Annotated in this window: 28 protein-coding genes and 1 riboswitch; of the genes, 15 read left to right on the forward strand and 13 right to left on the reverse strand. The window is 60.0% G+C overall.

All coding sequences use genetic code 11. The features are described 5' to 3' along the window. Positions 1 to 315: 315 nt before the first annotated feature. The 5 genes from ACQZ60_RS09345 (at position 316) to ACQZ60_RS09365 (ending at position 4,176) form a co-directional block, all read left to right on the forward strand. Entirely contained in the window at positions 316 to 1,089 is a 774-nt protein-coding gene (locus ACQZ60_RS09345; protein ID WP_142779400.1) for an ABC transporter substrate-binding protein, read from the forward strand. Between the two features lie 112 nt (positions 1,090 to 1,201). Next, positions 1,202 to 2,005, forward strand: coding sequence for an ABC transporter permease (locus ACQZ60_RS09350; protein WP_059760406.1), 804 nt, complete (start codon positions 1,202 to 1,204; stop codon positions 2,003 to 2,005). Then, the gene (locus tag ACQZ60_RS09355; protein WP_059760408.1) at positions 2,002 to 2,832 is read left to right on the forward strand and encodes an ABC transporter permease; all 831 of its coding nucleotides are present in this window, start codon (positions 2,002 to 2,004) and stop codon (positions 2,830 to 2,832) included. The genes ACQZ60_RS09350 and ACQZ60_RS09355 overlap by 4 nt, the downstream gene beginning before the upstream one ends. Positions 2,833 to 3,000: 168 nt before the next feature. After that, positions 3,001 to 3,267, forward strand: coding sequence for an usg protein (locus ACQZ60_RS09360; RefSeq protein ID WP_003522173.1), 267 nt, complete (start codon positions 3,001 to 3,003; stop codon positions 3,265 to 3,267). Positions 3,268 to 3,351: 84 nt separating this feature from the next. After that, a complete protein-coding gene (locus tag ACQZ60_RS09365) occupies positions 3,352 to 4,176 on the forward strand; it encodes a class I SAM-dependent DNA methyltransferase (protein WP_174056994.1) in 825 nt (274 codons plus the stop codon). A 242-nt stretch (positions 4,177 to 4,418) separates the two neighbouring features. Here the strand turns inward: ACQZ60_RS09365 and ACQZ60_RS09370 are convergent, their stop codons facing one another. The 4 genes from ACQZ60_RS09370 to ACQZ60_RS09385 form a co-directional block, all read right to left on the reverse strand. Beyond that, positions 4,419 to 5,384: an aliphatic sulfonate ABC transporter substrate-binding protein gene (locus ACQZ60_RS09370; RefSeq protein ID WP_269827506.1), complete on the reverse strand. Its 966-nt coding sequence runs from the start codon at positions 5,382 to 5,384 to the stop codon at positions 4,419 to 4,421. 285 nt (positions 5,385 to 5,669) lie between these two features. After that, positions 5,670 to 6,158 carry an Lrp/AsnC family transcriptional regulator gene (locus ACQZ60_RS09375; protein ID WP_003507846.1) on the reverse strand — a complete coding sequence of 163 codons (489 nt, stop codon included), beginning with the start codon at positions 6,156 to 6,158 and terminating at the stop codon, positions 5,670 to 5,672. Positions 6,159 to 6,228: 70 nt separating this feature from the next. Continuing rightward, a complete protein-coding gene (locus tag ACQZ60_RS09380; protein ID WP_448735134.1) occupies positions 6,229 to 6,873 on the reverse strand; it encodes a uracil-DNA glycosylase family protein in 645 nt (214 codons plus the stop codon). Continuing rightward, positions 6,866 to 7,459, reverse strand: coding sequence for a thermonuclease family protein (locus ACQZ60_RS09385; protein WP_448735135.1), 594 nt, complete (start codon positions 7,457 to 7,459; stop codon positions 6,866 to 6,868). The genes ACQZ60_RS09380 and ACQZ60_RS09385 overlap by 8 nt, the downstream gene beginning before the upstream one ends. Positions 7,460 to 7,567: 108 nt before the next feature. On the opposite strand from ACQZ60_RS09385, the gene pdhS2 reads away from it, so the two are divergent. Next, a complete protein-coding gene (pdhS2, locus tag ACQZ60_RS09390) occupies positions 7,568 to 9,103 on the forward strand; it encodes a two-component system sensor histidine kinase PdhS2 (protein WP_035262217.1) in 1,536 nt (511 codons plus the stop codon). Between the two features lie 61 nt (positions 9,104 to 9,164). Here the strand turns inward: pdhS2 and ACQZ60_RS09395 are convergent, their stop codons facing one another. Both ACQZ60_RS09395 and cobT read right to left on the reverse strand, forming a co-directional pair. Further along, positions 9,165 to 9,569, reverse strand: coding sequence for a diacylglycerol kinase (locus tag ACQZ60_RS09395; RefSeq protein ID WP_020012886.1), 405 nt, complete (start codon positions 9,567 to 9,569; stop codon positions 9,165 to 9,167). 8 nt (positions 9,570 to 9,577) lie between these two features. Beyond that, positions 9,578 to 10,612 (reverse strand): nicotinate-nucleotide--dimethylbenzimidazole phosphoribosyltransferase, encoded by a 1,035-nt coding sequence (gene cobT, locus ACQZ60_RS09400; protein ID WP_003522166.1) that lies wholly within the window; start codon positions 10,610 to 10,612, stop codon positions 9,578 to 9,580. A 152-nt stretch (positions 10,613 to 10,764) separates the two neighbouring features. Here cobT and ACQZ60_RS09405 point away from each other — a divergent pair, with 152 nt between their 5' ends. From ACQZ60_RS09405 to ACQZ60_RS09415, 3 genes are read left to right on the forward strand one after another with little or no spacing between them, the layout of a single operon-like run. Further along, positions 10,765 to 11,550 (forward strand): adenosylcobinamide-GDP ribazoletransferase, encoded by a 786-nt coding sequence (locus ACQZ60_RS09405; RefSeq protein ID WP_448735136.1) that lies wholly within the window; start codon positions 10,765 to 10,767, stop codon positions 11,548 to 11,550. Between the two features lie 19 nt (positions 11,551 to 11,569). After that, positions 11,570 to 11,761, forward strand: a complete 192-nt coding sequence (locus tag ACQZ60_RS09410; RefSeq protein WP_035262220.1) for a DUF1289 domain-containing protein — start codon at positions 11,570 to 11,572, stop codon at positions 11,759 to 11,761. Further along, the gene (locus ACQZ60_RS09415) at positions 11,758 to 12,465 is read left to right on the forward strand and encodes a TIGR02281 family clan AA aspartic protease (protein WP_448735137.1); all 708 of its coding nucleotides are present in this window, start codon (positions 11,758 to 11,760) and stop codon (positions 12,463 to 12,465) included. Before ACQZ60_RS09410 ends, ACQZ60_RS09415 begins: the two co-directional genes overlap by 4 nt. Before the next feature lie 267 nt (positions 12,466 to 12,732). On the opposite strand, the gene ACQZ60_RS09420 is transcribed toward ACQZ60_RS09415, so the two are convergent. Then, the gene (locus ACQZ60_RS09420) at positions 12,733 to 13,335 is read right to left on the reverse strand and encodes a hypothetical protein (protein WP_125146930.1); all 603 of its coding nucleotides are present in this window, start codon (positions 13,333 to 13,335) and stop codon (positions 12,733 to 12,735) included. Positions 13,336 to 13,626: 291 nt separating this feature from the next. Then, positions 13,627 to 13,777: riboswitch (FMN riboswitch) on the forward strand. A 120-nt stretch (positions 13,778 to 13,897) separates the two neighbouring features. On the opposite strand from ACQZ60_RS09420, the gene ribB reads away from it, so the two are divergent. Further along, the gene (ribB, locus tag ACQZ60_RS09425; RefSeq protein ID WP_080851608.1) at positions 13,898 to 14,539 is read left to right on the forward strand and encodes a 3,4-dihydroxy-2-butanone-4-phosphate synthase; all 642 of its coding nucleotides are present in this window, start codon (positions 13,898 to 13,900) and stop codon (positions 14,537 to 14,539) included. A gap of 274 nt (positions 14,540 to 14,813) precedes the next feature. On the opposite strand, the gene ACQZ60_RS09430 is transcribed toward ribB, so the two are convergent. From ACQZ60_RS09430 to ACQZ60_RS09445, 4 genes are all read right to left on the reverse strand, one after another. Further along, on the reverse strand, positions 14,814 to 15,602 hold the full coding sequence (locus ACQZ60_RS09430; protein WP_065115987.1) for an SDR family oxidoreductase: 789 nt from the start codon (positions 15,600 to 15,602) through the stop codon (positions 14,814 to 14,816). A 14-nt stretch (positions 15,603 to 15,616) separates the two neighbouring features. Continuing rightward, positions 15,617 to 17,095: a sugar ABC transporter ATP-binding protein gene (locus ACQZ60_RS09435; protein ID WP_080851605.1), complete on the reverse strand. Its 1,479-nt coding sequence runs from the start codon at positions 17,093 to 17,095 to the stop codon at positions 15,617 to 15,619. A 118-nt stretch (positions 17,096 to 17,213) separates the two neighbouring features. Further along, positions 17,214 to 18,143 carry a substrate-binding domain-containing protein gene (locus ACQZ60_RS09440; protein WP_448735138.1) on the reverse strand — a complete coding sequence of 310 codons (930 nt, stop codon included), beginning with the start codon at positions 18,141 to 18,143 and terminating at the stop codon, positions 17,214 to 17,216. A 134-nt stretch (positions 18,144 to 18,277) separates the two neighbouring features. Continuing rightward, entirely contained in the window at positions 18,278 to 19,258 is a 981-nt protein-coding gene (locus ACQZ60_RS09445; RefSeq protein ID WP_448735139.1) for an ABC transporter permease, read from the reverse strand. Between the two features lie 440 nt (positions 19,259 to 19,698). Here ACQZ60_RS09445 and ACQZ60_RS09450 point away from each other — a divergent pair, with 440 nt between their 5' ends. The 5 genes from ACQZ60_RS09450 to ACQZ60_RS09470 all read left to right on the forward strand — a co-directional run bounded on the left by ACQZ60_RS09450 (position 19,699) and on the right by ACQZ60_RS09470 (position 24,840). Beyond that, the gene (locus ACQZ60_RS09450; protein WP_149740910.1) at positions 19,699 to 20,508 is read left to right on the forward strand and encodes a transketolase; all 810 of its coding nucleotides are present in this window, start codon (positions 19,699 to 19,701) and stop codon (positions 20,506 to 20,508) included. Beyond that, entirely contained in the window at positions 20,508 to 21,464 is a 957-nt protein-coding gene (locus tag ACQZ60_RS09455; protein WP_080851601.1) for a transketolase family protein, read from the forward strand. The genes ACQZ60_RS09450 and ACQZ60_RS09455 overlap by 1 nt, the downstream gene beginning before the upstream one ends. Positions 21,465 to 21,580: 116 nt before the next feature. Beyond that, positions 21,581 to 23,050: an FGGY family carbohydrate kinase gene (locus ACQZ60_RS09460; RefSeq protein ID WP_448735328.1), complete on the forward strand. Its 1,470-nt coding sequence runs from the start codon at positions 21,581 to 21,583 to the stop codon at positions 23,048 to 23,050. 20 nt (positions 23,051 to 23,070) lie between these two features. Then, complete coding sequence (locus ACQZ60_RS09465) at positions 23,071 to 24,030, forward strand: sugar-binding transcriptional regulator (RefSeq protein WP_059760430.1); 960 nt, start codon at positions 23,071 to 23,073, stop codon at positions 24,028 to 24,030. A gap of 24 nt (positions 24,031 to 24,054) precedes the next feature. Then, positions 24,055 to 24,840: an SDR family oxidoreductase gene (locus ACQZ60_RS09470; RefSeq protein ID WP_059760432.1), complete on the forward strand. Its 786-nt coding sequence runs from the start codon at positions 24,055 to 24,057 to the stop codon at positions 24,838 to 24,840. Between the two features lie 169 nt (positions 24,841 to 25,009). Here the strand turns inward: ACQZ60_RS09470 and ACQZ60_RS09475 are convergent, their stop codons facing one another. Further along, positions 25,010 to 25,771, reverse strand: coding sequence for an ABC transporter permease (locus tag ACQZ60_RS09475; protein WP_080816666.1), 762 nt, complete (start codon positions 25,769 to 25,771; stop codon positions 25,010 to 25,012). Next, positions 25,768 to 26,694, reverse strand: coding sequence for an ABC transporter ATP-binding protein (locus ACQZ60_RS09480; protein ID WP_003520395.1), 927 nt, complete (start codon positions 26,692 to 26,694; stop codon positions 25,768 to 25,770). The genes ACQZ60_RS09475 and ACQZ60_RS09480 overlap by 4 nt, the downstream gene beginning before the upstream one ends. Positions 26,695 to 26,734 lie beyond the last annotated feature (40 nt).

A 26,734-nucleotide genomic window follows, 5' to 3' on the forward strand; every position in this document is an offset into this window, starting at 1 on the left:
TATTGGTCGCCAGTCTTGCGACATCTTGATTCCGGCTGCGCGTGCAGGCGCTGGTCAACGCCTCGCACAGGCTTCGGTTCCCATGATGGACAAAGCCTTCTGTACCGGAAATGAACAGATCAAGGCGTTTTCGTGGAAGCTCTGCGGCACAATCGCGGTCACTAATATTGCAGTTGCATTTTTTGACCAACCGGATGAATAATCGCATCCGCGCTGAAGGCTACAGGCGGCATCATCCGCTGCGCCCTGCGCCCATGGCGTCCGCACTGAAAACAACAACAGACCGCGGATGAACGACCAAAAGAGAGGATCGAAATGCCTATTTCCACCCGTCTGCTCGCAGCCGTATCGATTGCTGCCATCTCGCTGTTTTCCGGCGCAGCCCTCGCGCAGGACAAGATCGTCATCGGCACCGAAGGCGCCTATCCGCCCTTCAACAATCTCGAAGCCGACGGCACCCTGACCGGCTTCGACATCGACATCGCCAAGGCGCTGTGCGAACAAATGAAGGCCGAATGCACCTTCGTCACCAATGACTGGGACGGCATCATTCCCGCCCTTCAGGCCAAGAAGTTCGACGCCATCATCGCGTCCATGTCGATCACGCCCGAGCGTCTCGAGAAGGTCGACTTCTCCAAAAAATATTACAACACCCCGCCGGCCATCGCCGTGCCGAAGGATTCGCCGATCAAATCCGTCGAGGATCTGAAGGGCAAGTCGCTCGGCGCGCAGGGTTCCACCACCCACTCCAACTATGCCGAAAAGCATTTCCCCGATGCCGACGTGAAGATGTATCCGACCGCCGACGAATATAAGCTCGACATCGCCAATGGCCGTATCGACGCCGTCATCGACGATATCGTCGTTCTGTCGGAATGGCTGAAGACGGATGCGGGCGCGTGCTGCAAGATCCTGACGCCGCTTCCGGTCGATGTCGAGATCAACGGCAATGGCGCGGGCGTCGCCGTCCGCAAGGGTGACACGGCGCTTGCCGACAAGTTCACCGCCGCCATCGCCGGCATTCGCGCCAGCGGCAAGTATCAGGAGATCAACAAAAAATACTTCGATTTCGACGTTTACGGCGAGTAAGCCCGTTCGATCTGTTGAAATCTCGTGGCGGAAGGCTTGCCCTTCCGCCATTTTTGTTTGAAAACGTCACGATAACAATCACGGCGGCTTAAGACCGCAGGGGAAAATTGGCATGAGCGGAGCATTTTCCGCCATAGGTGCGTTCTGGACCTATGTCTCGACACTTCTCGATCCCTTTTGCGGGCCGGTCGGTCTCTTCTCGCTTTTCGGAAACGGCACCCTGGTCGCCTGCGGCGATGCGGGCTGGGGCGACGAAATCGCCTTCGGCGTCAAGGTCACCATCTCGCTGGCGCTCGCCACCCTGCCCGTCGGGCTGCTGATCGGTTTCCTCATCGCGCTCGCCGCGCAATCGGAAGAAAAATCGCTGCGGCTGGCGACCGGTATCTACACGACCATCTTTCGCGGCCTGCCGGAACTGCTGACGCTTTTCATCGTCTATTACGGCATCCAGATGCTGCTGCAATCGGTGGCCGGTTATGTCGGCATCACCGGTCCGGTCGAGATCAACGCCTTCGTGGCGGGCATGGTGGCGCTGTCCGTGGTGTTTTCGTCCTATGCGTCCGAAGTGCTGCTCTCCGCCTTCAAGGCCATACCGAAGGGGCAATATGAAGCGGGTGCGGCACTGGGGCTTTCGCGGGGCCGCACCATGGTGCTCATCATCATTCCGCAACTGGTCAGGATCGCCCTTCCCGGCATGACCAATCTCTGGGTCATCCTGCTGAAAGACACGTCCTACGTATCGATCATCGGCCTTGCCGATATCGTTCGCCAGACCGGCATCGCCGCCCGCGTCAGCAAGGAAGCCTTCTTCTTCTACAGCATCGCCTGCCTGCTTTACCTCATCCTCGCGCTGCTTTCCTCCATCGGCATCGGCTTCATCGATCGCTGGTCGCGCAAGTCGGAGGTGAGCCGATGAGCCATATTCAGGAACTCATTCCCCCCCGCCCCGCCCCGGCCGTCGCGGAAAAGCCGATCAATATTTCGCGCATCGTCGGCATCGCCGTCATCACGCTCTGGCTGCTGCTCGCCGCCGGACTGATCTTCGCCATGATCGAGGGCTGGGACTGGGACAAATTCCAGCGTTACGGGCCGCGCTATATCGACGGTCTCATCACCACCATTACCCTCGTCGGCAGTTCGATCATTCTCGGCGCCATTCTTTCCGTGCCGATCGCCTTCGGCCGCATGTCGGAAAACCGCATCGTCGGCGCGCTGGCCTATGCCTATGTCTACGTCTTCCGCAGCACGCCGCTTTTGGCGCAGCTTTTCCTGATCTATTACGGCCTCGGCAGTTTCCGCCAGGGGCTGGAAACCGTCGGCCTGTGGTGGTTCTTCCGCGAAGCCTGGTATTGCGGCCTGTTGTCGCTCACCCTCAACACCGCCGCCTATCAGGCCGAAATCCTGCGCGGCGCGATCCGCAGCGTGCCACGCGGCCAGCATGAGGGCGCCGCCTCGCTCGGCCTGTCGAAACTCGTCACTTTCCGCAAGATCATCCTGCCCCAGGCGCTCATCGTGGCGCTGCGTCCCTATGGCAACGAAATCATCCTGATGATCAAGGGTTCGGCGGTGGTCTCCATCGTCACGGTCTTCGACCTGATGGGCCAGACCCGCTACGCCTTTTCCCGCACCTTCGACTATCAGGCCTATCTCTGGGCCGCGATCTTCTACCTGACGATCGTCGAAACGCTGCGGCATGTCTGGGCATGGCTGGAAGCCCGCCTGACCCGGCATCTCAAGCGCTAGTCGCAACGTTGGCAGCACTCATCAATGAAGGCTGCCAACATTTTGAAAAATATAAATATTTTGTGACAACCCATGTCTTTGGCAAGCTTGGATTAACCATGACGTGTTCCCATATTCGATACAGCGGTAACGCTGTGATCGGCAATCATGGAAACGGGAACCGCCGTCATGAACAAGGACATGGAAATGATGCTGAGAGGCTACGGCCTCACCACCGCCCAGATATTTTATCGCCTGCCGGATCATCCGCTGGTTCTCCAGACCTATGTCTGGCAGGACTATGATCTTGCCCCGGACTTCCCTGAGATGCATGGCTTCCTCAAATTCTGGAAGGAAAAGCTCGACGGACCGCTGCATTCCGTCCGCTACGTGCACCGGCAGGTAATCTCGGCGCAGGAATGGCGAGCGCTCAAGGGGGAGTTCATCATCCACTGAGCCATCGCGCCACATAAACATTGCGCCCGTCCCCGATGCGGCTTACAGCAAACCTCAACTGAAGATGCTGACGGATAAGGCACGATGACGAAGAACCAGAAAATCGACGAAGAGGCGCTTGCCGAGGCCTATAACCGCGCTCTCGCGCTTGAAAAAGCCGGCGATGTGGACGCGGCGGTGAAGGCCTATGAAGAGGTTCTGGCCATCGATCCGGACGATCACGGCGGAGCGGCCGTTCGCATCGCCGCCATGGGCCGGGGCGAAACCCCGCCGAAGGCGCCCGACGCCTATGTCGAAACCCTGTTCGACCAGCATGCCGAAGCTTTCGAGGATATTCTTGTCGAACAGCTCGGTTACGCTGTGCCGATGATGGTGCGCCAGCGGCTGCAGACGCTGAACCTCGGCCCGTTCAAGCGCCTGCTCGATCTCGGCTGCGGCACCGGCCTCACCGGCGAGGCGCTGCGCGACATGGCCGACGATATCACCGGCATCGACATTTCCGAAAACATGGTCGAAATCGCCCATGAAAAGGACCTCTACGAGACGCTCTATGTTGCCGAAGCCGAGGATTTTCTCGAGGATAATGACGACGAGCCTTTCGACATCATCACCGCCACCGATGTGCTGCCCTATCTCGGCGCGCTGGAGCCGCTGTTTTTCGGCGCCGCCGAAAACCTCAACGCCGGCGGCCTGCTGATCTTCTCGTCGGAAACCCTGCCCGAAGCGACCCTGGCCGGACGCCCCTATATGGTCGGCCCGCACCAGCGTTTCGCCCATGCGGAAACCTATGTCCGCGAAAGACTGGCCGCAACCGGTTTCGAGGTTCTCGAAGTGACCGACATCAACGTGCGCATGCAGGACGGCAATCCGACGCCCGGCCACCTGGTGATTGCCAAGCTCAAGGGCTGATGCCCTAACATTGCGGCAATTTTCTTCTCCCCGACGGGGAGAAGGTGGCCCGAAGGGTCGGATGAGGGGCAAGCTCTCAATCTATCTCTACCCTTGCCCCCTCATCCCGCTGCCGCGGACTTCTCCCCGGCGGGGAGAAGAAGCAAGCGGGACATGCTCACCCTACGTTTAAGGAACATTGCTGAATCAACCTCTCAGCAACACCCGCCAGCGGATTGAAGAGACTCACCTTTCCGGCCCGCTCAGCTCGCCTTCGGTCGCCAGACGATATCCGCCACGTTGAGTTTCTTCGGCACGATCTTCAGATCGTAGAACTCATCCGCAAGCGCCTGCTGATAGGCGATGGCCTCATCCGGAACCAGCGAAACCCGCCCGAGATCGGCGCCCGGGCGCGTCAGCGAGACCTTGGTGACATCCTCGGGAACGCCGGTGATCGACGCCAGCGACTTTGCCGTTGCATCGATATTGGCCTGCGCTTTCGCACCCACATTCGCCAGCTCCTTGAGGATCAACGGCACGAGATCGGGATTGGTCTCCACGAAATCGCCATTGGCAAGGAAATAGCTCCACGGATCGACGATGCCTTCGGCGGTCGAAAGAACCCGCGTCGTCGGCTCTTTTTCCGCCACGGCGAAATAAGGGTCCCAGATCGACCAGGCATCGATGCTGCCGCTGCGGAAGGCGGCGGCCGCATCCGGTGGGGCAAGATCGACCGGCGTAATGTCATTCAACGTCAACCCTGCCTTTCGCAACGCCTTGACGGTGACATTATGCGCGCTGGAGCCGCGCTTGAAGGCGACCTTTCTGCCTTTCAGGTCTTCCAGCGTCTTCAGCGGCGAATCCTTCTGCACGAGGATGGCCGATCCGCCGGCCGCCGCTTTGTAAGTACCCACATAACGCAGATTGCCGCCCGCAGCCTGCGCGAAAAGCGGCGGCACATCGCCGGTCGGGCCGATATCCAGCGCGCCGGCACCCAGCGCTTCGAGAAGCGGCGGCCCGGAGGAAAATTCCGACCATTTGACCTCGATGCCGCGATCCTTCAGCAACGCTTCGAGCGCGCCCTGGCTTTTGGCGAGCGCTATCACGCCATTCTTCTGCCAGCCAATCCGCAATGTGGTGGTTGCGGCACTCGCCCGCCGGATATGCGGCAGAAACACCGCCCCGGTCGCACCTGCAATCAGTCCCAATGTTCCGCGTCGTGTAAGCATATGGATATCCCTCGCTATTCCATCCTTCGACAGTAAAAGCGTAGATATTCGAGAGATTTTATCAAAATCGCAGTTTGCGCGCAGATAGCTCTGGGAGAATTGAATGTGCGAATTTGCCACGATGGGCGGAATAGAATTGTCGTGCCCCGGCGGGGGCTACCGGATGGACCTTCCAGCAAGGCAAGCCCCTAGGAAGCCAGATCGACGGAGAAAAAGACCCGCAAATGAAAATGCCCTCCCCGGCAACCGGAAAGGGCATTGGTCGAAAAACTGGCCGGCGGCGGATCACTCCTCGCCGGATTTCGGATTGTCCAACAGCATGTAATCGAGCGGCAGTTCGGTCGTATATTTGATCTGCTCCATCGCGAAGGCGGAGGACACGTCGCGAATTTCGATCTTGGCGATCATGCGCTTGTAGAAGGCGTCATAGGCCGCAATATCAGGCACGACGACGCGCAGCAGATAATCGACATCGCCGCTCATGCGGTAAAATTCGACGACTTCCGGAAACTCGGAAACCACCTCGGAGAAACGCTTCAGCCATTCGATGGAATGGGAGGCGGTACGGATGGAGACGAAAACCGTGACCTTGGTGTTGACCTTGACCGGATCGAGCAGCGCCACGCGCCGGCGAATAACGCCGTCTTCCTCCATCTTCTGGATACGCCGCCAACAGGGCGTCGTGGAAAGGCCGACCTTTTTCGCCAGATCGGCAACGGCCAGCGTGGAATCCTCTTGCAGAATGCGCAAAATCTTACGGTCTAGGCGATCCAATGCGTCTATCCTCCTGAATTAATTTCCTTTCAATACACTAATTTTTGGAGAAAAACAGAAAATTGTTTCACTAAAGCCGCATTTCCACATGTTGTCGCAGAACCGGCAGCAGTTCCTCGGTGAACCATGGGTTCTTTTTCAGCCAGCCGGTATTGCGCCAGCTTGGATGCGGCAGGGGAAAAATGCCGGGGCCGGAATTGGTATGGAGAAAGCCGCGCCAGTCCTGCACCGTTTCCGTCATGGTCTTGCGCCGCCTTTCACCCAGGTGAAAAGCCTGTGCATATTGCCCGATGGCGAGGATCAGCTCCACCTGCGGCATCGCCATTATTACCCGCTCACGCCATTGCGGCGCGCATTCGCGCCGAGGCGGCAGGTCGCTGCCCTTGTCGTCATAACCGGGAAAACAGAAACCCATGGGCACGATGGCGAAACGATCCGGATCGTAGAATGTTTGTCGGTCGACGTTCAGCCATTGCCGCAGCCGGTCGCCCGAGGCATCGTTGAACGGCAGCCCCGTTTCATGCACGCGAAGCCCCGGGGCCTGCCCGGCAATCAGGATGCGCGCCTTGGTCGACATGACGACCACCGGCCGGGGTTCGTGCGGCAGGCGATCGGCCATTCCCCTGAGCGGCTTGTCGCGACAGAGACGACAACGGGCGATTTCGCCGCGCAATACGTCCAGCCCGTCATCACGCACCGGCGCTAGCTCAACCATGATCCCACCCCAGAAGATGACGGACAATGGTGAGGAAACCCGCAGCCGGCGTTTCCAGATCCGCGGCACGGTGTTCCCGCCGCCATTGCGACGGTTTCTCGAATTCTCCCGCCCAGATGCCGCGTGCCTGCCTGCGCGCCGCCGCCTGCTCGCTGGAGAACTGGAAATAACCGGATGCGACGGCAAAACCCGCCGACACCATTTCCGATGAGACATCCCTGCCGCCGGCGGAACAATAAACCAGCAGCCGCCCGTAACGGTCCCTGGAACTGCCGGAACAGGAAAAATCCTCAGCCCCGGCCAGCCTTTGCAGAACACGGCGCGCTTCCTCGCCGCACGACCAGCTTTCGCTGCCGCGCAGGCATGTCTGCGCAAGCTCCGGCGCATCGATGCCGAGCAGCCGGAAACGTTCCTCACCCTTCGACAGCGTATCGCCATCGATCACGAAGAAGCGGCCGCTATAGGTTTCGCTGTTGATCTGGTCGAGCTTGGCCGCGATCAGAATGCCGAGAAAAACCGTGGCGAGAAAAAGCCCGCCATCGCGAAATGCCGAAAACCGCCTGCCCTTGCCTCCATTTCGTCTCATGTAACAACAAACCCTTGTCAGAAATGGCAAACAAATCCTTTCACGGCAGCATCTTCTTAAGATTTTGCGCATAGTCTGCAAGGGTTCATGTCACCCTGCGTTGTAACAATGAGTAAAAGCGTCAGCACGTCCACCGACAAGATCATCGTCGACCGGTCGAAAAAGCACCGCAACAAGGCGGTCTTCGACACGGTGAAGACGACGCGTGAACGCCTGCAGCAGGGGGCCGGCGCAAGCGACGCCTATGAACGCGAAATGCTGACCATGCACATCGCCGAAACCCTGCAGGGCGCGATGATCATGCCGCTTTTCATCCTGCTCGCCTCCATCATCGGCCTTTATATAACCCGCGACATCAGCCTGATCATCTGGTCGCTGATTGCGCTGAGCTTCCACGCCTTTTCCCTGCTCTTGGCCAAGCGGGCGGCAAAACAGGAGATCACGGCCGACAATCTTCAGCACTGGAAAAGTCTCTTCCTCGGCATGCAGATCCTCATCGGCTGCGCCTGGGCGATGTTTGCGCTGGCCGAACCGGTGCGCAACGACCCGACGCTCGTGCTTTTCTTCAAGGGCTCGACGCTGCTGATCGCGCTTTCGCTCACCGCCATGGCCAATTTCATGTTGCGGCGGGCGACCTTCATGACCTTTTTGCCGGTGCTGGCGGCTCTCTGCATGACATCGGCCATTTCGCGCAATCCTTTCGATGTCGGTCTCGCGCTGATGTTCGGCATGGCCATCCTCTTCTGTCATCGCATCACCAGCCGCCTTTACCAGACCAGCATCAAGCTCCTCTCCTCGCAGACGGAAAAGGACGACCTGATCGCCGAACTCGAAGTCGCGAACTCGGTTTCGGACGAGGCGCGGCGGCGCGCGGAAGAAGCCAATCTGGCGAAATCGCGCTTTCTCGCCTCCATGTCGCACGAGCTGCGCACCCCGCTCAACGCCATTCTCGGTTTCTCCGAGGTCATGTCCTCGGAAGTGCTCGGCCCGCTCAACAATCCGCTCTACAAGGAATATTCCGGCGATATCCATCGCTCCGGCCAGCATCTGCTTGATCTCATCAACGAAATCCTCGACCTGTCGCGCATCGAGGCCGGCCGCTATGACCTCAACGAAGAAGCGATCTCGATGCTGGAAATCGCCGAGGATTGCATCGGCATGATCCAGCTTCGCGCCCGCGCCAAGAACATCAAAATTTCCCAGCAGTTCGAAAACAGCCTGCCGCAGGTCTGGGCCGATGAGAAATCCATCCGTCAGGTCATCCTCAACCTGCTATCCAACGCCGTGAAATTCACGCCGCAGGGCGGTGAAATCCTCGTGAAAGCCGGCTGGACGGCGGGCGGCGGCCAATATGTCTCGATCAGGGATAACGGTCCCGGCATTCCCGAAGATGAAATTCCCGTGGTGCTGTCCGCCTTCGGTCAGGGATCGATCGCGATCAAGAGCGCCGAACAGGGAACCGGCCTTGGCCTGCCCATCGTTCAGGCCATTCTCGCCAAGCATGACGGCCAGTTCATCCTGAAATCGAAACTGCGCGAGGGCACCGAAGGCATCGCCATCCTGCCGGCCAAACGTGTGCTGCAAAGCCTGCCGGCCGTGGAAGAAACCCACGCCATCCAGCCGCGCCGGCGATCCTTCGCTTAGGGCATTTCCAGGAAAAGTGGCCCCCGGTTTTCCATCCGGAAATGCCTCGAGGCTAACAACTTCAGAAGAACAGCGTCGTTACCAGAGAATACAGCACGAAAAATCCGTTCGCCATCAACAGGCAGAAGACGGCGAAGGAGCCGAGGTCCTTGGCGTGCCGCCCGACCGAGGAGATTTCCGGTGAAATACGGTCCACCAGCTCTTCGATGGCGGTATTGAGCGCTTCCACCGAAAACAGCAACAGCATCAGCACCGTAAAGACGAGAAGATGGGCAAACGGCGCGCCCACGACCAGAAGCAGGGCAAGCCCGACGCCGAAGGCGAGAACCTCATGCCGGAACGCCGCTTCCTGCCACAGCCGGCCAAGCCCCTGCACGGAATAGCGCGCGGCGGCAAAAAGATGCCGCCAGCCTTTTTCCTTGCGAAAGGCGGGTTCCGGTTGCTTCTTTTGCGGCGTCACGTCCATCTTCGGCCTCAATGGTCGGTGCGGGAACTGATGCGGGTGTCCACACCCGCCGCTTCGAATGTCGCCATGCCGGAATGGCAGGCGGCGGCGGCCTTGACGATGCCGGCGGCAAGCGCTGCCCCCGTGCCTTCGCCGAGACGCATGCCAAGCGCCAGAAGCGGCGTCTTGCCGAGTTTTTCGATGGCGGCCAGATGGCCCGGCTCACCCGAGACATGGCCGATCAGGCAATGGTCGAGCGCCGCAGGATTGGCAGCCTTGAGGAGAGCGGCAGCGGCCGTCGCCACATAACCGTCGATCAGCACGGGAATGCGCTGCACACGGGCGGCAAGGATGGCGCCGGCAATCGCTGCGATTTCGCGTCCGCCGAGACGGCGCATGATCTCCAGCGGATCGGACAGATGATCCTTGTGGAACTCCACCGCTGCCTTCACCGCCGCGATCTTGCGGGCCATAACTTCGCCTTCCGAACCGGTACCCGGACCGGTCCATTCTTCCGCCGTGCCGCCATAAAGCGCGAGATTGATCGCCGCCGCAATGGTGGTGTTGCCGATGCCCATTTCGCCGACACAGAGAAGATCGGTGCCGCCGGCAATCGCCTCCATGCCGAAGGCCATGGTGGCGGCGCAGTCGCGCTCGGAAAGCGCCGGCTCGCAGGTAATGTCGCCGGTCGGGTAATCGAGCGCCAGATCGAAAATCTTCAGGCCAAGATCGTTTGCAACGCAGATCTGGTTGATCGCCGCCCCGCCTGCCGCGAAATTTTCCACCATCTGCTGGGTCACGGATGTCGGATAGGGCGTAACGCCGTGCCGGGTGACGCCGTGATTACCGGCGAAGATCGCCACCAGCGGACGGGTGACGGCCGGAGAACGGCCGGACCAGGCAGCCAGCCACATGGCGATTTCTTCGAGACGTCCGAGCGAACCGGCAGGCTTGGTCAGCTGCGCATTGCGCTCCTTGGCCGCCACAAGCGCGTGCGTATCCGGGCCGGGAAGCTCGCGCAGCAGCGCGCGGAAATCGTCGAAGGGCAATCCGCTCATGCTCATGATATCTGTCTTTCTCGTCGTCGGGTTGGCTGTCGCATCGGCTCATGCGTCCGGAACTTGTGTTTTCCGGCAAATCGGTCTTTGTTGCGCCTCTCATAATCGCGGATGCGCCGCGGAACAACCGGAAATGCAGCGACTGCAACGGAGAGAGCATGAAGGCCGGGGATTTTATAACAGATGTCATGCATTCCCTCGCCTTTCTGAGCCGCCTGCCCGTTCCCTCGCGGTTTTTCGATGATGCCGACGGCGTGTCGATGCGCCGCACCGCCCGCGCCTTTCCCGCCGCCGGCCTGCTGATCGCCCTGCCCGCCGCTTTCCTTATTGTGGTTTTCGCAGCCTTCGACGCCTCTCCGCAGCTCACCGGCTGGCTCGTCATTGGCCTGACGGTTCTCATCACGGGGGCTCTGCACGAAGACGGCCTGGCCGACATGGCCGACGGTTTCGGCAGCGGCAAGGAGAAGGCCCGCATGCTTGAGATCATGAAGGACAGCCGCATCGGCAGCTATGGCACGATTGCCATGATCCTGTCCTTTGCGCTTCGCGCCACCGCACTCGCCTCGCTCATTGAGACGCTGCCGGCAAAGACCGCCGCCGCCACCCTGATCGCCGCGCTTGTCCTGAGCCGTGCCCTGATGGTGTGGCACTGGCAATCCCTGCCCGCCGCCAAAACCTCCGGCATCGCCGCCGGCGCCGGTCAGCCGGGCACAAGCGAGCGCAACATCGCGCTGGTGATCGGGCTACTGCTTTTCACACTCTTCACGCTGCACGCGCTGCCGCTTCTGTCGATTGCCCTCGTGCTGGCGGCAGCCTTTCTGGCAGCCGTCCTTTTCGGCAGGCTCTGCGACAGGAAGATCGGCGGCCATACCGGCGACACCATCGGTGCCTGCCAGCAGATCACGGAGATCGTGATTCTCATCGCCCTTGCCCTTGCGGCGTGACAGCCTGATATAAATCATCATGGAAACACCCTGCATCCATATCTGCCGCCTCGATGAAACCAGCAGCCTCTGCATCGGCTGCGGGCGGACGCTGGATGAAATCGGCGGCTGGGCAGGGTATAGCGACGAGAAGCGCCGCGAAATCATGCGGTTGCTGCCGCAAAGACTGGCAAACCTGCCCGAGACCGCCAAGGAGACGCATACCGCATGAACAGGCTGACCATCGTTCTCCTCCTGCTGGCCGTCGGCCTTGGCCTGCTTCTCATCAATCACGACGGCGGCCGAACGCTCGGCATCGATAACGATCAATTCGCCCACGTGCTTTATCTTCTGCCCATTGCCGGCCTATTATCCGCCGGCATTCTGGCGGGAAGACGCGGCAGCCTCAGTACCGTCATCCGCCAGCTCGCCGTATGGCTCGTCATCATTCTCGGCCTCGTCTCGCTCTATCTCTATCGCTACGACCTGCAATCCTTCGGAGACCGGCTGCTGGGTGGCCTGATGCCCGGCCGCGCCGTGGTGGTGACGACGGCTGGCGGCGAACAGGAAATCGTCCTGCATAAATCGATGAGCGGCCATTTCGAGGCGAATGTCGGCGTCGAGGGCAAGACGATCCACATGCTGGTCGATACCGGTGCAAGCTCGGTGGTGCTCGCCAATGCGGATGCGACCGCAATCGGCATCGACACCACAAATCTCCGCTATACCGTACCAGTGATGACCGCGAATGGCCGCACGGCGGCAGCGCCCGTTACCCTTTCGGAAATCAGCATTGGCCCGATCATGCGACGCAACATCCCCGCCCTCGTCGCGCAGGATGGCCAATTGGGCCAGAGCCTGCTCGGCATGAGCTTCCTCTCGACGCTCGGTTCGCTGCAGATGCAGACCGATGAATTGCGGTTGCGTGATCGGTAAGCTCCTCTCGGAGAAGGCGTCTTATCTTGCGATCAAACGCCCCCATCACAATATATGTGAAGTAACGAGGAAAGGGTTGGTCAACGTTGACCCGCTGAAGCAGTGGCTTATCTCGAAAAATACCGCCACTTCGGCAAATCATTGACATGCCGCACTGACCATGAGACAAGATTACATACTCAACGCAGGGGTTCTCAACATGATTGGTCCTGATCCTATCCTACTTTGATCTAAACGTCTTTCCACTGTGAGAAGCGAAGCGTCGAACTATGGTTTCGGCGCTTTTTGGTTTTTTGAGATGCCCGGCGAACGGATTTTTCGCTTTAGTTTGTATCCCCTGTATTTTCCTTCCATTGTCTGCAAAAGCTTCTCGCCGGTTTTCTTTGCCTCTTCCGCGTGCTCGTAGAGGCTACGAATGGCGCTCTCCCGACCCTCGAGTGAAATATTGGTGAAACTCTTACGGTATATTCCATCTATCTTGGCGCGGATTTTATCCAGAACACCATAGAAATAGACCACATCTCCAATATACTCTCTTCCAGTGGCCGATATGGAATCGATATTCTTCAGATAGAAATGTGTATGACGTGCATCTGTAATATGCGGGACGAAATCTTTGTTTTCCTTGATGCGCTCCCTGAAAGTCACATAGGAAATAGGTGCGGCAAGGAAGATCGCCATATCGGCTGTATTAAAGTCGATTTCCGCATACAGGGATCGAATAAATTTCTCTTTTTCTCGCGATTTTTTCCAGAATCCTACGCCCACCGCTACAAATTGTCCAAGTATCCACAGCGTGAAGGCTGTGGAAGCCGCGACCAACGCGGCGAGCAATTGCGGGCTTTCAGATATTTGCTGCGTCGCTGACATGCAACAATTCCCTTAAATATAAGAAAATACATATTGTAATAACAACAATATAAAAATCATAAGATTCCAATATTAACAACATAAATACGATACTTCAGATGGCGAGCGGGCCACGATTTGCGCCGCCAATATCAAATCGGTCTCGATGGAAAAACACGGTAGGAACTCGACCTAAAACGGGCGGAACTAAAATACTCGTAGAAACGCCTTTCCGAGAGATTTCTTTCTGCCCGGCCCTCGCCCAACGAACCATTGCCCCTTGATTCCTTCCCATTTGATAATTTATGTTGGTTCCGTTCTCAGGGCGGGGTGCAATTCCCCACCGGCGGTATCGGGATTTTTCCCGGAGCCCGCGAGCGCTTCCGGTCTCCAAAGCCGGAAGGTCAGCAGATCCGGTGAGAGGCCGGAGCCGACGGTATAGTCCGGATGGAAGAGGACAAGGCATAGGACGCCCGCGCGTGAGCGGGCTTCGCATTGCATTGTTCGCCCAAGGGATATTTGGCGCTTCTCGAAGCGCGAAAATGCCGCAAAACGGCATAACCCTTGAAAGGCTTGAAAGAAAATGACCATTGCTAAAATTGAAGACGCCATCGAAGCCATTTCCCGTGGCGAGATGGTGATTGTGGTTGACGACGAAGACCGCGAAAATGAAGGCGATATCATCGCCGCCTCCGACAGCATCACCCCACAGCAGATCGCCTTCATGATGAACCATGCGCGCGGGCTGATCTGCGTCGCCATGCCGGGCGAGCGTCTCGATGCGCTCGACATTCCGCTGATGGTGTCGCGCAATACCGAATCCCTCAAGACGGCCTTCACCGTCTCGGTGGACTATATTCCGGGCACCACCACCGGCATTTCCGCCGCCGACCGGGCAAAGACCGTGCGCGCGCTGGTATCGGAAGAATCGCGCCCGGAAGATTTCGCCCGCCCCGGCCACATCTTCCCGCTGCGCGCCAACCCGCAGGGCGTTCTCGGCCGCACCGGCCACACCGAAGCGGCCGTGGACCTTTGCCGCCTCGCCGGCAAATATCCCTGCGGCACCATCTGCGAAGTCGCCAATGACGACGGCACCATGGCCCGCCTGCCCCAGCTCGAAGTCTTCGCCGAACGCCACGGTCTGCTGGTCGTGACGATCAAGGACCTCGTTGCTTACCTCAAGGGCGAGGTTGTCGAGGATGTGTTGCAGAAGCAGGTTGCTTGATCTGCTGCTCGTGGTGTGAATACGAAAACGCCCGGCGCAAGCCGGGCGTGATGCTTGTGAAACCGTCTGGCTTCTCCTCTTCCGTCATGCCGGACTTGATCCGGCATCCAGCCACGGCGCGTCTGCGCCGTGAGAAGAGTCTTTTGCGATCAAAGACTTGATCGCACTGGACCCCGGATCAAGTCCGGGGTGACGGAGGGAAAAAGCCGCGTCAACCTGGCCCATAGGTCTGGCGCGCCCTATCGTCCACCTCAGCGCTACCGCGTCGAAAACCCTACCAGCAGCAGAAACCGCCATCCACCAGCAAATCCACACCCGTCACGAAGCTCGCGGCATCCGACAGCAGGAAGATCGCCGGCCCAACCATCTCATCCACGCCCGCCATGCGCTGCATCGGCGTTTGCTCTTCGAACAGCTTCGTCTGGTGCACCATTTCCGGCCGCGTATTCATCGGAGTCGCCGTATAACCCGGCGAGATGGTGTTGACGCGGATGCCGCGACCCACCCACTCCATCGCCATGGATTTCGACATGTGGATGACGCCAGCCTTCGAGGCATTATAGTGGCACTGCATCAGCCCGCGATTGACAATGACGCCCGACATGGAGGCGATGTTGACGATTGCGCCACGGCCGTTCTTCAGCATGGCATTGGCTTCCGCCTGGCAGGAGAGGAAAACGCCCTTCAGGTTGATATCCATCATCGTCTGGAACTGGCTTTCCTCCATCTCCTCGGCAGGATTGGCATTGGCGATGCCGGCCGCATTGACGGCGAGCGACAGCGCGCCAAGCTCGGCCTCAGTACGCGCAACCGCTTCAGTCAATGCCTGCTTGCTGGTGACGTCAGCCGCAATCTGGATCGACTTGCGCCCGGCCTTGGCGATGAAATCCGCCGTCTGCGCCAGACCGTCATCGGTGCGGCGATCAAGCAGCGCGACATTTGCGCCGGACTGGGCAAGCCCCATGGCGATCCGCTGGCCGATGCCGGAGCCGGCGCCGGTGACGAGCGCCACCTGGCCGGAAAGATCGAACAGTTTCGGCGCGTTGAGCGTGATGGTGGACATCTCTGTTTCCTTCTTCAAATGGTTGCCAGTTCCATGACCGAGACGTCGTTTGCTTCGTCCCGGTTGAGGATGCCGGCCTGTTTTCCCTGCGCGAGCACGAGGATGCGGTTCGAAACGCCCAGCACCTCTTCCAGATCGGAGCTGACGACGATGACGGCCACGCCGTCTTTCGCCAGACCGACAATGATATCGTAAATGCCCGCCCGCGCACCGACATCGATGCCGCGGGTCGGCTCGTCCAGCACCACCACGCGCGGATTGCGGGCAAGCCATTTGGCAATGACCACCTTCTGCTGGTTGCCGCCGGAAAGATCCGATGCCGGCTGTTCGCTGCGGCCCTTCACCCCGAATTTGGCGATTGCCTCCCTGGTAAAGGCGCGCTTGATGCGTGGCGTGATCCAGCCGGTGCCGACGCGGTCGAGATTGGCATAGATCAGGTTTTCACCGATCTCGTGCTCCACCACCAGCCCCTGCAATTTGCGATCTTCCGGCACCATGACGATGCCCTTGGCGATGGCGTCCGCCGGGCTTTTCAGCGTCAGCACCTTGCCATCCAGCAGAACCTCACCCGCACTCGTCGGATCGGCGCCGGAAATGGCCCGCACCAGTTCGGTGCGTCCCGCCCCGATAAGACCGGCGATGCCAAGGATTTCACCGGCGCGAACGCCGAAGCTGATATCGCGGAAAGCATTGTCCGCGCCGGTTAGCCCTTTCACCTCCAGCACCATCTTGTCCTGCGGCTCCGGCAGCGTCGGGAACAGGCGTTCCAGCGAGCGGCCGACCATGCTTTCGACAATGGTGCGAACCGGCGTCGCGCTGTCGGCAAATTCATGCACCCGCTCGCCATCGCGCAACACGACGATGCGGTCGGTGATCTGTTTGATCTCTTCCATGCGGTGGGAAATATAGATGATGCCCACGCCCTCGGCGCGCAGCTTGCGCACCTGCTCGAACAGCGCCTGCGTTTCCGCGCCGCCAAGTGCCGCCGTCGGCTCGTCGAGGATCAGAAGTTTGGCGTCCAGCGCCAGCGCCTTGGCGATTTCGATCAGCTGCTGGTTGGCGGTCGAAAGGCCGGCCACCTTGCGGGTTGCGGGAATGTGGAGGTTGAGGCGCGCCAATTGCTGCTGGGCTCTGCGCACCATCTCGGCGCGGTCGACAACACCGTTCTTCATCGGCCAGCGGCCAATGAACACGTTTTCGGCGATGGAAAGCTCCGGCAGAAGCTTCAATTCCTGATGGATGAGCACGATGCCCTTGTCGATCGCCTCCCGCGGCGAAGACGGTGCATAGGGCTGCCCGAGCCATGTCATCGTGCCTTCGGACGGTTCACGCGAACCGGCGATGATGCCTGACAGCGTGGATTTGCCCGCGCCGTTTTCACCCAGCAGGGCCACCACTTCGCCGGGATAAACGTCGAGATCGACGTTTTTCAGGACCTCGAGCGGACCGTAACGTTTGCTGATGCCACGGAGCGAAAGAACCGGCTCGCGCATGACGGGACCTCCCAGGACATGATCGCGGCGGAGATACGCCACAGCCTTGTGTCCAAATTGCATAGAGACAAACCAATGAATGCCCCGCGCATCCCATCGGACGCGCGGGGCGGATGCATCAGGGATGGTTGGCGATGAAGCCTTCGACATTTTCCTTGGTGGTCAGCGTCGCATCGGAAAGCTGCACAGCCGGAACCTTCTCACCACCGACGATCTTGACGGCCATCTCGACAGCCGTGCGGCCCATCTTCTGGGTCTGCTGCGTCGCGGTCACGTCGAAGACGCCGTTCTTCAGCGCCTCGAGCGCCGCCGTATCGCCATCGAAACCGCCAACGACGATCTTCTGCGAGGGATTGGCGACCTTGATCGCCTGCGCCGCGCCAAGCGCCAGACCGTCAGCCTGCGCAAAGACGATGGAAACATCCGGATTGGCCTGCAGCATATTCTGCATGATCTGGAAGCCTTCGTCCTGGCTCCACATGTTGGACCACTGTTCGGCAACGATCTTCACGCCGGAATTGGCGTTTACCGATTCCATGCAGCCCTTGGTGCGGTCCACTTCCGGCGTCGTGCCCTTCTGGCCGTGGATGATGACCATCTTGCCAGCACCGCCGGCCTGCTTGATGATGTAATCGCAAACCGCCTTGGCGGAAGCGACGGAATCGGTGGCGAGGAAGGTATCGCCCGGCGCGCCATCGGCATTGCGGTCGATGTTGATGACCGGGACGCCCGCAGCCTTGGCAAGCTTTACCGGAACGGTCGCAGCGGCGGCACCGGCCGGAATGTAGATCAGCGCATCGATGTTCTGGGTCAGCAGATCCTGGATCTGGTTCACCTGCGTCGGGCCATCGCCCTTGGCATCGACGGTGACGACTGCAATGCCGCGCGTCTTGGCTTCGGCTTCGACGGCCTGCTTGATCTGGTTGAAGAAGTTCGCCTGCAGATTGGCGACGGCAAGGCCGATCTTCTTGACTTCGGCGGCATTGGCCTGGCCGAGCGACATGGCGAGAAGGGCGGCGGATGTCAGCAGAATGCGTGAAAATTTCATGATTATTCCTCCATTTGTTGATTGTTGACCTTTGGGCAGATCGAACCTCCTCCCCTCCGGCCGTCTATTTCACGCCTCCCTAATAGGGAGGGTCGTTTATTGCGCGGACGGCACAGCACCGTCCGCAGGCAAATTCAGCTTCTGCGGCGGCGCAATGTTTCAGCGCCAACGGCCAGCACGATGACGACACCGATGATGACCTGCTGCAAAAAGGGAGAGACGTTGAGCAGATTGAGACCGTTGCGCAGCACGCCGATGATCAGCACGCCGATCAGCGTTCCGCCGATGCCGCCCGCACCGCCCGAAAGCGAGGTTCCGCCGATGACGACGGCCGCAATCGTATCCAGCTCGTAACCGAAACCGCTGGAGGGCTGCACCGAGTCGAGACGCGCCGCAAGAACGATGCCGGCAAGACCGGCAAGAACCGCGCAGGCGACATAAACGCAGATCGTCACCAGCGGCACATTGATACCGGCAAGACGCGCCACTTCCGGGTTACCGCCCACCGCATAGACCGTGCGGCCTTCCGAACGGAAGCGCAGGAACAGCCACGAAACCATAACGACGACGAGCATCAGAAGCACGGTCGCTGTCAGCACGCCGAAATGGCGGTCGATTGCCAGCATCATGAACCAGTCAGGGAAACCGACAATCTGCTGTCCATCGGTGATCATGTTGGCGAGACCGCGCGCCACCGACATCATGGCCAGCGTGGCGATGAAGGCCGGCACCCGAAAAGCCGTAACCAGAATACCGACCACAAGGCCGCAGGCGGCGGACGCGATCAGCGCCAGCACGATGGCCATGCCCATCGGCATGCCCGCGACATTGGCCGTCCAGCCCATGATCATCATCGACAGCGCCAAAACCGAGCCGACAGACAGATCGATGCCGCCGAGAAGGATCACGAAGGTCATGCCGACGGCCATGATGCCGAGAACAGTGATCTGGTCGAGAATGTTGAGCCCATTGCGCAGCGACAGGAAATTCTCGCTGGCGAAGGTCAGAAACACGCAGAGCAGCAGCAGGCCCAAAAGAGGTCCGGTCGCACCGCTCAACCAGGCAAGCGGGCTCCTGGTGTGCGTGACCCCCTCATTGCGTTCAATCGCGGACATGGCTCCTCCCGGTGACTGTCTTGCATTTTTTAAACCGATTAGAATAATTATTCATCATCGGTGAAACATGCATAAGCCAGTTTCGAGAAGCTTGTCAATAGGCTTGGATGGCGAGGCAGGCCTTGCGCAAGATGGGATAGCTGGAGACTTGCGCCTCCCCACCTCATTCCTGTGCTCGTCACAGGAATCCAGCCGACGCGCGTCTGCGCGGCGGGAAGAGCCCTTTCAGCCCAAGGACTTGGGCTGACTGGATCCCTGTGACAAGCACAGGGATAAGGACGCCGCGAATACCCTTCCCCATGAAAAATTCTGCGACTCCGGAACGGAGCGGCTTGGGCCGAAACAACACAATTCACAATTCCGGCTTGACAGAAACGCCATCTCTGCAATTATATAAATAGCTGTATAAATATTCACACGCATGTTTTGAAGAGGATTCCATGCAGTCCCAGGAGCTAGAGCGCATTGCGCGCCAGATTCGCCTTCGCGACGTACAGGCTGTTTTCGAAGCGGGTGCGGGCCATGTCGGCGGCGAAATGTCCGCTATCGACATCATGACGGCCCTTTACTTCCGCGTCCTGCGCATCTGGCCGGATGATCCGAAGAACCCTGCCCGCGACCGTTTCGTGCTTTCCAAGGGCCATACGGCCTGCGCGCTTTATGTGACGCTCGCCAAGCGCGGCTTCATCCCGGAAGAGGAAATCTCGACCTTCCTGCAACCGAATTCACGCCTTAACGGCCACCCGAACTGTAACAAGGTTCCGGGTGTGGAAACCAATACCGGCCCGCTCGGCCATGGATTGCCCGTTGCCGTCGGCATGGCCAAGGCGGCCAAGCTTTCCGGCGCGGACTACCACACCTATGTCATGACCGGTGACGGCGAGATGCAGGAAGGCTCCAACTGGGAAGCCATCATGTCCGCCGCACAGTTCGGCCTGAACAATCTGACGCTGATCGTCGATCACAATCGCTTCCAGCAGGGTGCGGCGCTTTCGGAAACCAATGATGTCGCGCCGCTTCGCCCGAAGCTGGAGGCTTTCGGCTGGGAAGTCAGCGAAATCAACGGCAACGCCATGGCGGAAGTGGTCCCGGCGCTGGAGCATCGTGGCGACCGCCCGCATTGCATCGTCGCCCACACCAACAAGGGTCATGGCATTTCCTTCATGCAGGACCGCGTCGACTGGCACCATAAGGTTCCGAGCAGGGAACAGTACGAAATTGCCGTCAAAGAACTTTCGGAGGCATTGTGATGAACGCGCCCGTAACCGCCGCCAAGCTTTATGACTGCCGCGACGCCTTCGCCGAAACGCTGGAAGCGCTGGCCGCCGGCAATGACAAGGTCGTCGCCGTCTGCAACGATTCGGTCGGCTCCTCGAAACTCGGCGGCTTCAAGTCGAAATTCCCCGAGCGCCTCGTGAATGTCGGCATTGCCGAACAGAATATGGTCGGCGTCGGCGCGGGTCTGGCCAATGGCGGCCAATTGCCCTTCGTCTGCGGCGCATCCTGCTTCCTCACCGGCCGCGCGCTGGAGCAGATTAAGGCCGACCTCGCTTACTCGAACGCCAATGTGAAACTGATCGGCATCTCCTCGGGCATGGCCTATGGCGAACTCGGCCCGACGCATCATTCCATCGAGGATTTCGCCTGGACCCGCGTTCTGCCCAACCTGCCGGTCATCGCCCCCTGCGACCGCATCGAGACGGCCGCCGCCGTCAAATGGGCGGCGGACTATGCCGGCCCCTGCTTCCTGCGGCTGTCGCGCGTCGGCGTGCCGGATCTGCTGCCGGAAGGCCATGTCTTCGAACTCGGCCGCGCCAATCTGCTGCGCGAGGGCTCCGATGTGACGCTGATCGCCAATGGCACGCTGACGCACCGCATCGTCAAGGCCGCCGACATTCTGGCAAGCCGTGGCGTCAGGGCGCGTGTGCTGAACATGGCGACCGTACGCCCCATCGATGAGGCGGCCATCGTCGCAGCTGCGAAGGAAACCGGCGCGATCCTGACGGCCGAGGAACATTCGATCTTCGGCGGCCTCGGCTCCGCCATTGCCGAAGTCGTGGTCGAACAGGCCCCCGTGCCGATGAAGCGCCTCGGCGTTCCCGGTGTCTTTGCCCATACGGGTTCGGCCGAATGGCTGCTCGATGAATTCGGCATGGCGCCTGCCGCCATTGCGGATGCGGCCGAAGCGCTGATCAAGAGAAAATAAGGTCTCCTCCCAGAGTCGTCGCGTGTCTTCGGATGCGCGGCGACACCCTTTCTGCAATATCGTCGTTTAACCGCCGCAAGGCCGAAACGAAAAACTGCCGACGAAAGACTCCCATGATGCGCGCCATTCTGTCCATCGATCAGGGCACCACCAATTCCAAGGCCATTCTCGTCTCGGAAAGCGGAGAGTTGCTGGCGCGCGGCTCATCACCGGTCGGCATCGCCTATCCGCAGCCCGGCTGGGTGGAACAGGAGCCGCAGCGCATCTGGGCCTCGGTCTGCGAAGCGGTCTCCGCCTGCCTTGCCGCCGCGCCTTCTGACGTCGATGTCGCGGCCATCGCCATCTCCAACCAGCGCGAATCCGTGACCATCTGGGATGGCGAAACCGGCGAGCCGCTCGGCCCGGTGCTCAGCTGGCAATGCCGCCGCACGGCGCAGGATTGCGCCGAACTGATCGAGAAGGGCCATTCCGAGCGCGTCATGGCGCTGACCGGCCTGCCGATCGACCCGATGTTTCCGGGCGCAAAAATGCGCTGGCTGCTGGAGCGCGCGCCGAAGGGCCGCAAGCTCCGCCTCGGCACCATCGATAGCTGGCTCATCCATCGCTTCACCGGCGGCAAGGTCCATGCTTGCGACGCCTCCAATGCCGCCCGCAGCCAGGTGCTCGATCTCAACCGGCAGGTCTGGAGCGAGGAGCTTTGCGACCTTTTCGGCATCGATATCGACACCCTGCCCGATCTGCGCGACAGCAGCGGCGATTTTGGCGTCACATCAGGCGTTCCCGGCATCAAGGACGGCACGCCTATCCTCGCCGCCATCGGCGACAGCCACGCCGCCCTCTTCGGCCATGGCGCCTTCAATCCGGGTGATGGCAAGGTAACCTTCGGCACCGGCTCCTCTGTCATGACGACCCTGCCGCATTTCATCGCGCCCGAACGCGGCATCACCACCACAGTCGCATGGCGGCTCGGCGGCAAACCGACCTTCGCCTTCGAGGGCAATATTCTCGTTTCCGCCGCGTCCCTGCCCTGGATGACAGAGATTCTCGGCCTGCCGGATGTCGCCGCCCTCGTCGAGCTGGCCGCCACTGCAGAGCCAAATGGCCCCGGCTTCGTGCCGGCCTTCGTCGGTCTCGGCGCGCCCTATTGGGATACGAATGCGCGTGCGCTTTTCTCCCAGATCAATTTCAGCACCAGCCGTGCCCAGATGGCCCGCGCTGTCACCGATTCCATCGCCTTTCAGGTCCATGACGTCTTTGCCGCCATGCGCGCGCAGTCACCTTCCGGTTTCGGGCGGCTGTTTGTGGATGGCGGGCCGAGCCAGAACTGTTTCCTGATGCAATGCGTCGCCGATATGCTGGAACACCCCGTCATCCAGCGCGATGCGCCGGAAGCCTCCGCGCTGGGCGCTGCCTATCTCGCCGGCCTCGCCCTCGGTTTCTGGAGCGATCTTACGGCCATCGCCGCCCTTGCAAGCCAGGGCAACACCATCGCGCCCGCCAACAGCGAAAGCCGGCAGCGGCTTAGCATCTGGCGCGACGCGATTGCCCGCTCGACCTTGCCTGTAACCTCGGGTAATGGTGAATAAAAATTCACCCTGGAGGGCTTATGGGCAGGCTAAACGAACTTCGAATGATTTCCCGCGTGGCGCAGATGTATTTCAGCGAGCACAAGCGTCAGGCGGAAATCGCCCAGCATCTCAATCTTTCGCAAGCCACCGTCTCGCGCATGTTGAAGCGCGCCGAGGCGGAAGGCATTGTCCGCACCAGCATCATTCCGCCGCCCGGCACCTATAGCGATCTGGAAGCGCAGCTACGCGAACGTTTCGACCTGCCGGAGGCCATCGTTGTCGATTGCAGCGAGGATCGCGATGGCGCGATCATGGCCCGCATCGGCGAAGCGGCGGCGCATTTTCTCGAAGTGACACTGTCGCAGAACGAGATCATCGGCGTTTCCAGCTGGAGCCAGACGATCTTCAAGATGGTGGAAAACATCCACCCGCTTAAAGGCGCCAAGGCGCGCTATATCGTGCAGACGCTGGGCGGCATGGGCGACCCATCGGTACAGACGCACGCCACCCAGATCACCACGCGCCTGGCGCGGCTGACGGAGGCGGAACCGAAACTGCTGCCGGTGCCGGGCGTCGCCACATCCCGCGAGGCGAAGCTTTTGATGCTCGCCGATCCCTTCGTGCGCGAAACCATCGATCTCTTCGGGTCGATCACGCTCGCCGTCGTCGGCATCGGTGCGGTCGAGCCGTCGGAGCTTCTCGCCCGCTCCGGCAACATCTTTTCCGCCAAGGAACTCGCCGATCTCGCGCAGGCGGGTGCGGTGGGCGACATATCGCTGCGGTTCTTCGACAGGCAAGGCAAGCCGGTCAAAACGCCGCTCGACGACCGGGTCATCGGCCTGCCGCTGGAAAACCTCTCCAATGTCGACCGTGTCATTGCGCTCGCCGGCGGTTCGAAAAAGACCGAGGCGATTGCCGGCGCGCTCAGAACCGGGGTGATCGACGTGCTCGTCACCGACAAATTCACCGCCGAACGACTGGTCGGCCAGGAAACATAGCCAAAATCCCATAAAGGAGGAGACATGAGGCGCTTTGAAGGTCAATCCGTATTCGTGACCGGAGGCAACAAGGGCATCGGTTACGGCATCGCCCGCCGTTTTGCCGAGGAAGGTGCGAAAGTCGCCATCGCCTCTGTCGACAAAGACACGCAGGATGCCGCCAAAAAACTCGCGGACGAAACCGGCGCCGTCACCCATGGACTCATCCTCGACGTTCGGGATGCGGCAGCGGTGCGCGAGGCCTATGGCGCCGCCGAAGAGGCGATCGGCCCGCTTTCTATCTCCGTCCAGAATGCCGGCGTCATCACCATTTCGAAGATCGAAGAGCTGACGCAGGAACAGTGGGATTTCAACCTCGACGTCAATACCAAGGGCGCGTTCCTTTGCTGCCAGGAGGCGATCCGCCGCTTCCGCGAAAGCGGCACCAAGGGCCGCCTCGTCAACACCGCCTCCGGTCAGGCGCGGCAGGGCTTCATCTATACCCCGCATTATGCCGCCTCGAAGTTCGGCGTCGTCGGGCTGACGCAAAGCCTTGCCAAGGAACTCGCGCCGGAAGGCATTACCGTCAACGCCATTTGCCCCGGCATCATCCACACCGAAATGTGGGACTATAACGACCGCGTCTGGGGCCAGATGCTGGGTGAATACAAGCCCGGCGAACTGATGGCCGAATGGGTGCGCAACATCCCCATGCGCCGCGCCGGAACGCCCGCCGAAGTGGCCGCACTGGTAGCGTTTCTGGCTTCCGACGACGCGGCCTATATCACCGGCCAGACGATCAATGTCGATGGTGGATTGATTATGTCTTGAGGCTCGTTTGGGAACGGGTGCAGAGCAGCCAACCTCCCTCATCCCTGTGCTCGTCACAGGGATCCAGCCAGCCCAAGTCCTTGGGCTGAAAGGAGTCTTCCCGTCGCGCAGACGCGCGTCGGCTGGATTCCTGTGACGAGCAAAGGAATGAGGGAGAAAGCCGATGCCGTCAGTTGCGCAGCCTGTACCCCGTCTTGAACATCCAGCCGACAACACCGAGGCAGAGCGCCAGAAACAGCGTGATCATCGCCAGACTGATCACCGGATTGACGTCGGCGATCTCATAGAAACTCCAGCGGAAACCGCTGATGAGATAAAGTACTGGGTTGAAGTGGCTGACCGTCTGCCAGAAGGGCGGCAGCATGTCGATGGAATAGAAGCTGCCGCCAAGGAAGGTCAGCGGCGGCACCACCAGCATGGGTATGAGGTTCAGCTGCTCGAAATTCGTCGCCCAGATGCCGATGATGAAGCCGAACAGGCTGAAGCTCACCGCCGTTAGCACGAAGAACAGGATCATCATGAACGGATGGGCGATGGTGATATCCACGAAGAAGGAAGCCGTTATCAGGATGATCGTGCCGATCATCAGCCCCTTGGTCGCCGCCGCCCCGACATAACCGGCCAGAATTTCCGTCATCGCCACCGGAGCGGAGAGGATTTCATAGACCGTACCGGTGAATTTCGGGAAATAGATGCCGAAGGAGCCGTTGCCGATACATTGCGTCAGAAGCGTCAGCATGATGAGGCCGGGCGTTATGAACGCGCCGTAGGAAACACCGCCAACCTCCTGAATCCGCGAACCGATCGCGGTTCCGAACACGATGAAATAGAGCGAGGTGGAAATGACCGGGGAGACCACGCTCTGCAGCAGAGTGCGACGCGTGCGGGCCATTTCGAACAGATAGATGGCCTTGATGGCTTCGAAATTCATTTCTGGCCTCCCACCAGCGAAACGAAGATATCCTCAAGCGAGCTCTGCCGCGTTGAAATATCCTTGAAATGGATGTTGGCGGCGAAAAGAGCGCTCAGAACATCGGCAATGCGACCCTGCTCGCCATTATCCTCGATTTCATAGGTGACGGTGCAGCGGTCATCGGAAAGCGTCAGACCGAAGGGCGCAAGACTGTCGGGCAATTGCTCCACGGGTTGGGCAAGCTCCAGGAAAAGCTGCTTGCGGCCGAGTTTCTTCATCAACGCCGTCTTTTCTTCCACCAGCAGCAATTCGCCGCCATTGATGACGCCCACACGGTCGGCGATTTCTTCCGCCTCTTCGATGTAGTGCGTGGTGAGGATGATGGTGACGCCCTTGGCGCGCAGCTCGGAAACGACGTTCCACATGTCGCGGCGCAGCGCCACATCCACGCCGGCCGTCGGCTCGTCGAGGAACAGAACCTTCGGCTCATGCGCCAGCGCCTTGGCGATCAGCACACGCCGCTTCATGCCGCCGGAAAGCTCCCGCAGCATATTGTCCTTCTTGTTCCAGAGCGACAGGGATTTCAGGATGCGCTCGATCAGTTCCGGGTTCTTCTTTTGCCCGTGCAGGCCGCGCGAGAAGCTGACGGTGTTCCACACCGTCTCGAACTGGTCGGTGGTCAGTTCCTGCGGCACGAGGCCGATCAGGGCGCGGGTCTGGCGAAAATCCTTCACCACATCGTGCCCGCCGACAAGCACCGAACCTTCACCGGGATTGACGAGGCCGCAGACGATGGAGATCAATGTCGTCTTGCCAGCACCGTTCGGACCGAGAAGAGCAAGGATTTCCCCCTCTTTGATATCGAGGCTGACACCTTTGAGCGCCTGAAAGCCGTTTGCGTAGGATTTTGTCAGATTCCGTATCGAAACAATGGCATTCATGGCGAATCTTTCGAAAAACCGAGTAAGATGCACGCCATAT

Source organism: Agrobacterium sp. 22-223-1, from assembly GCF_053522385.1.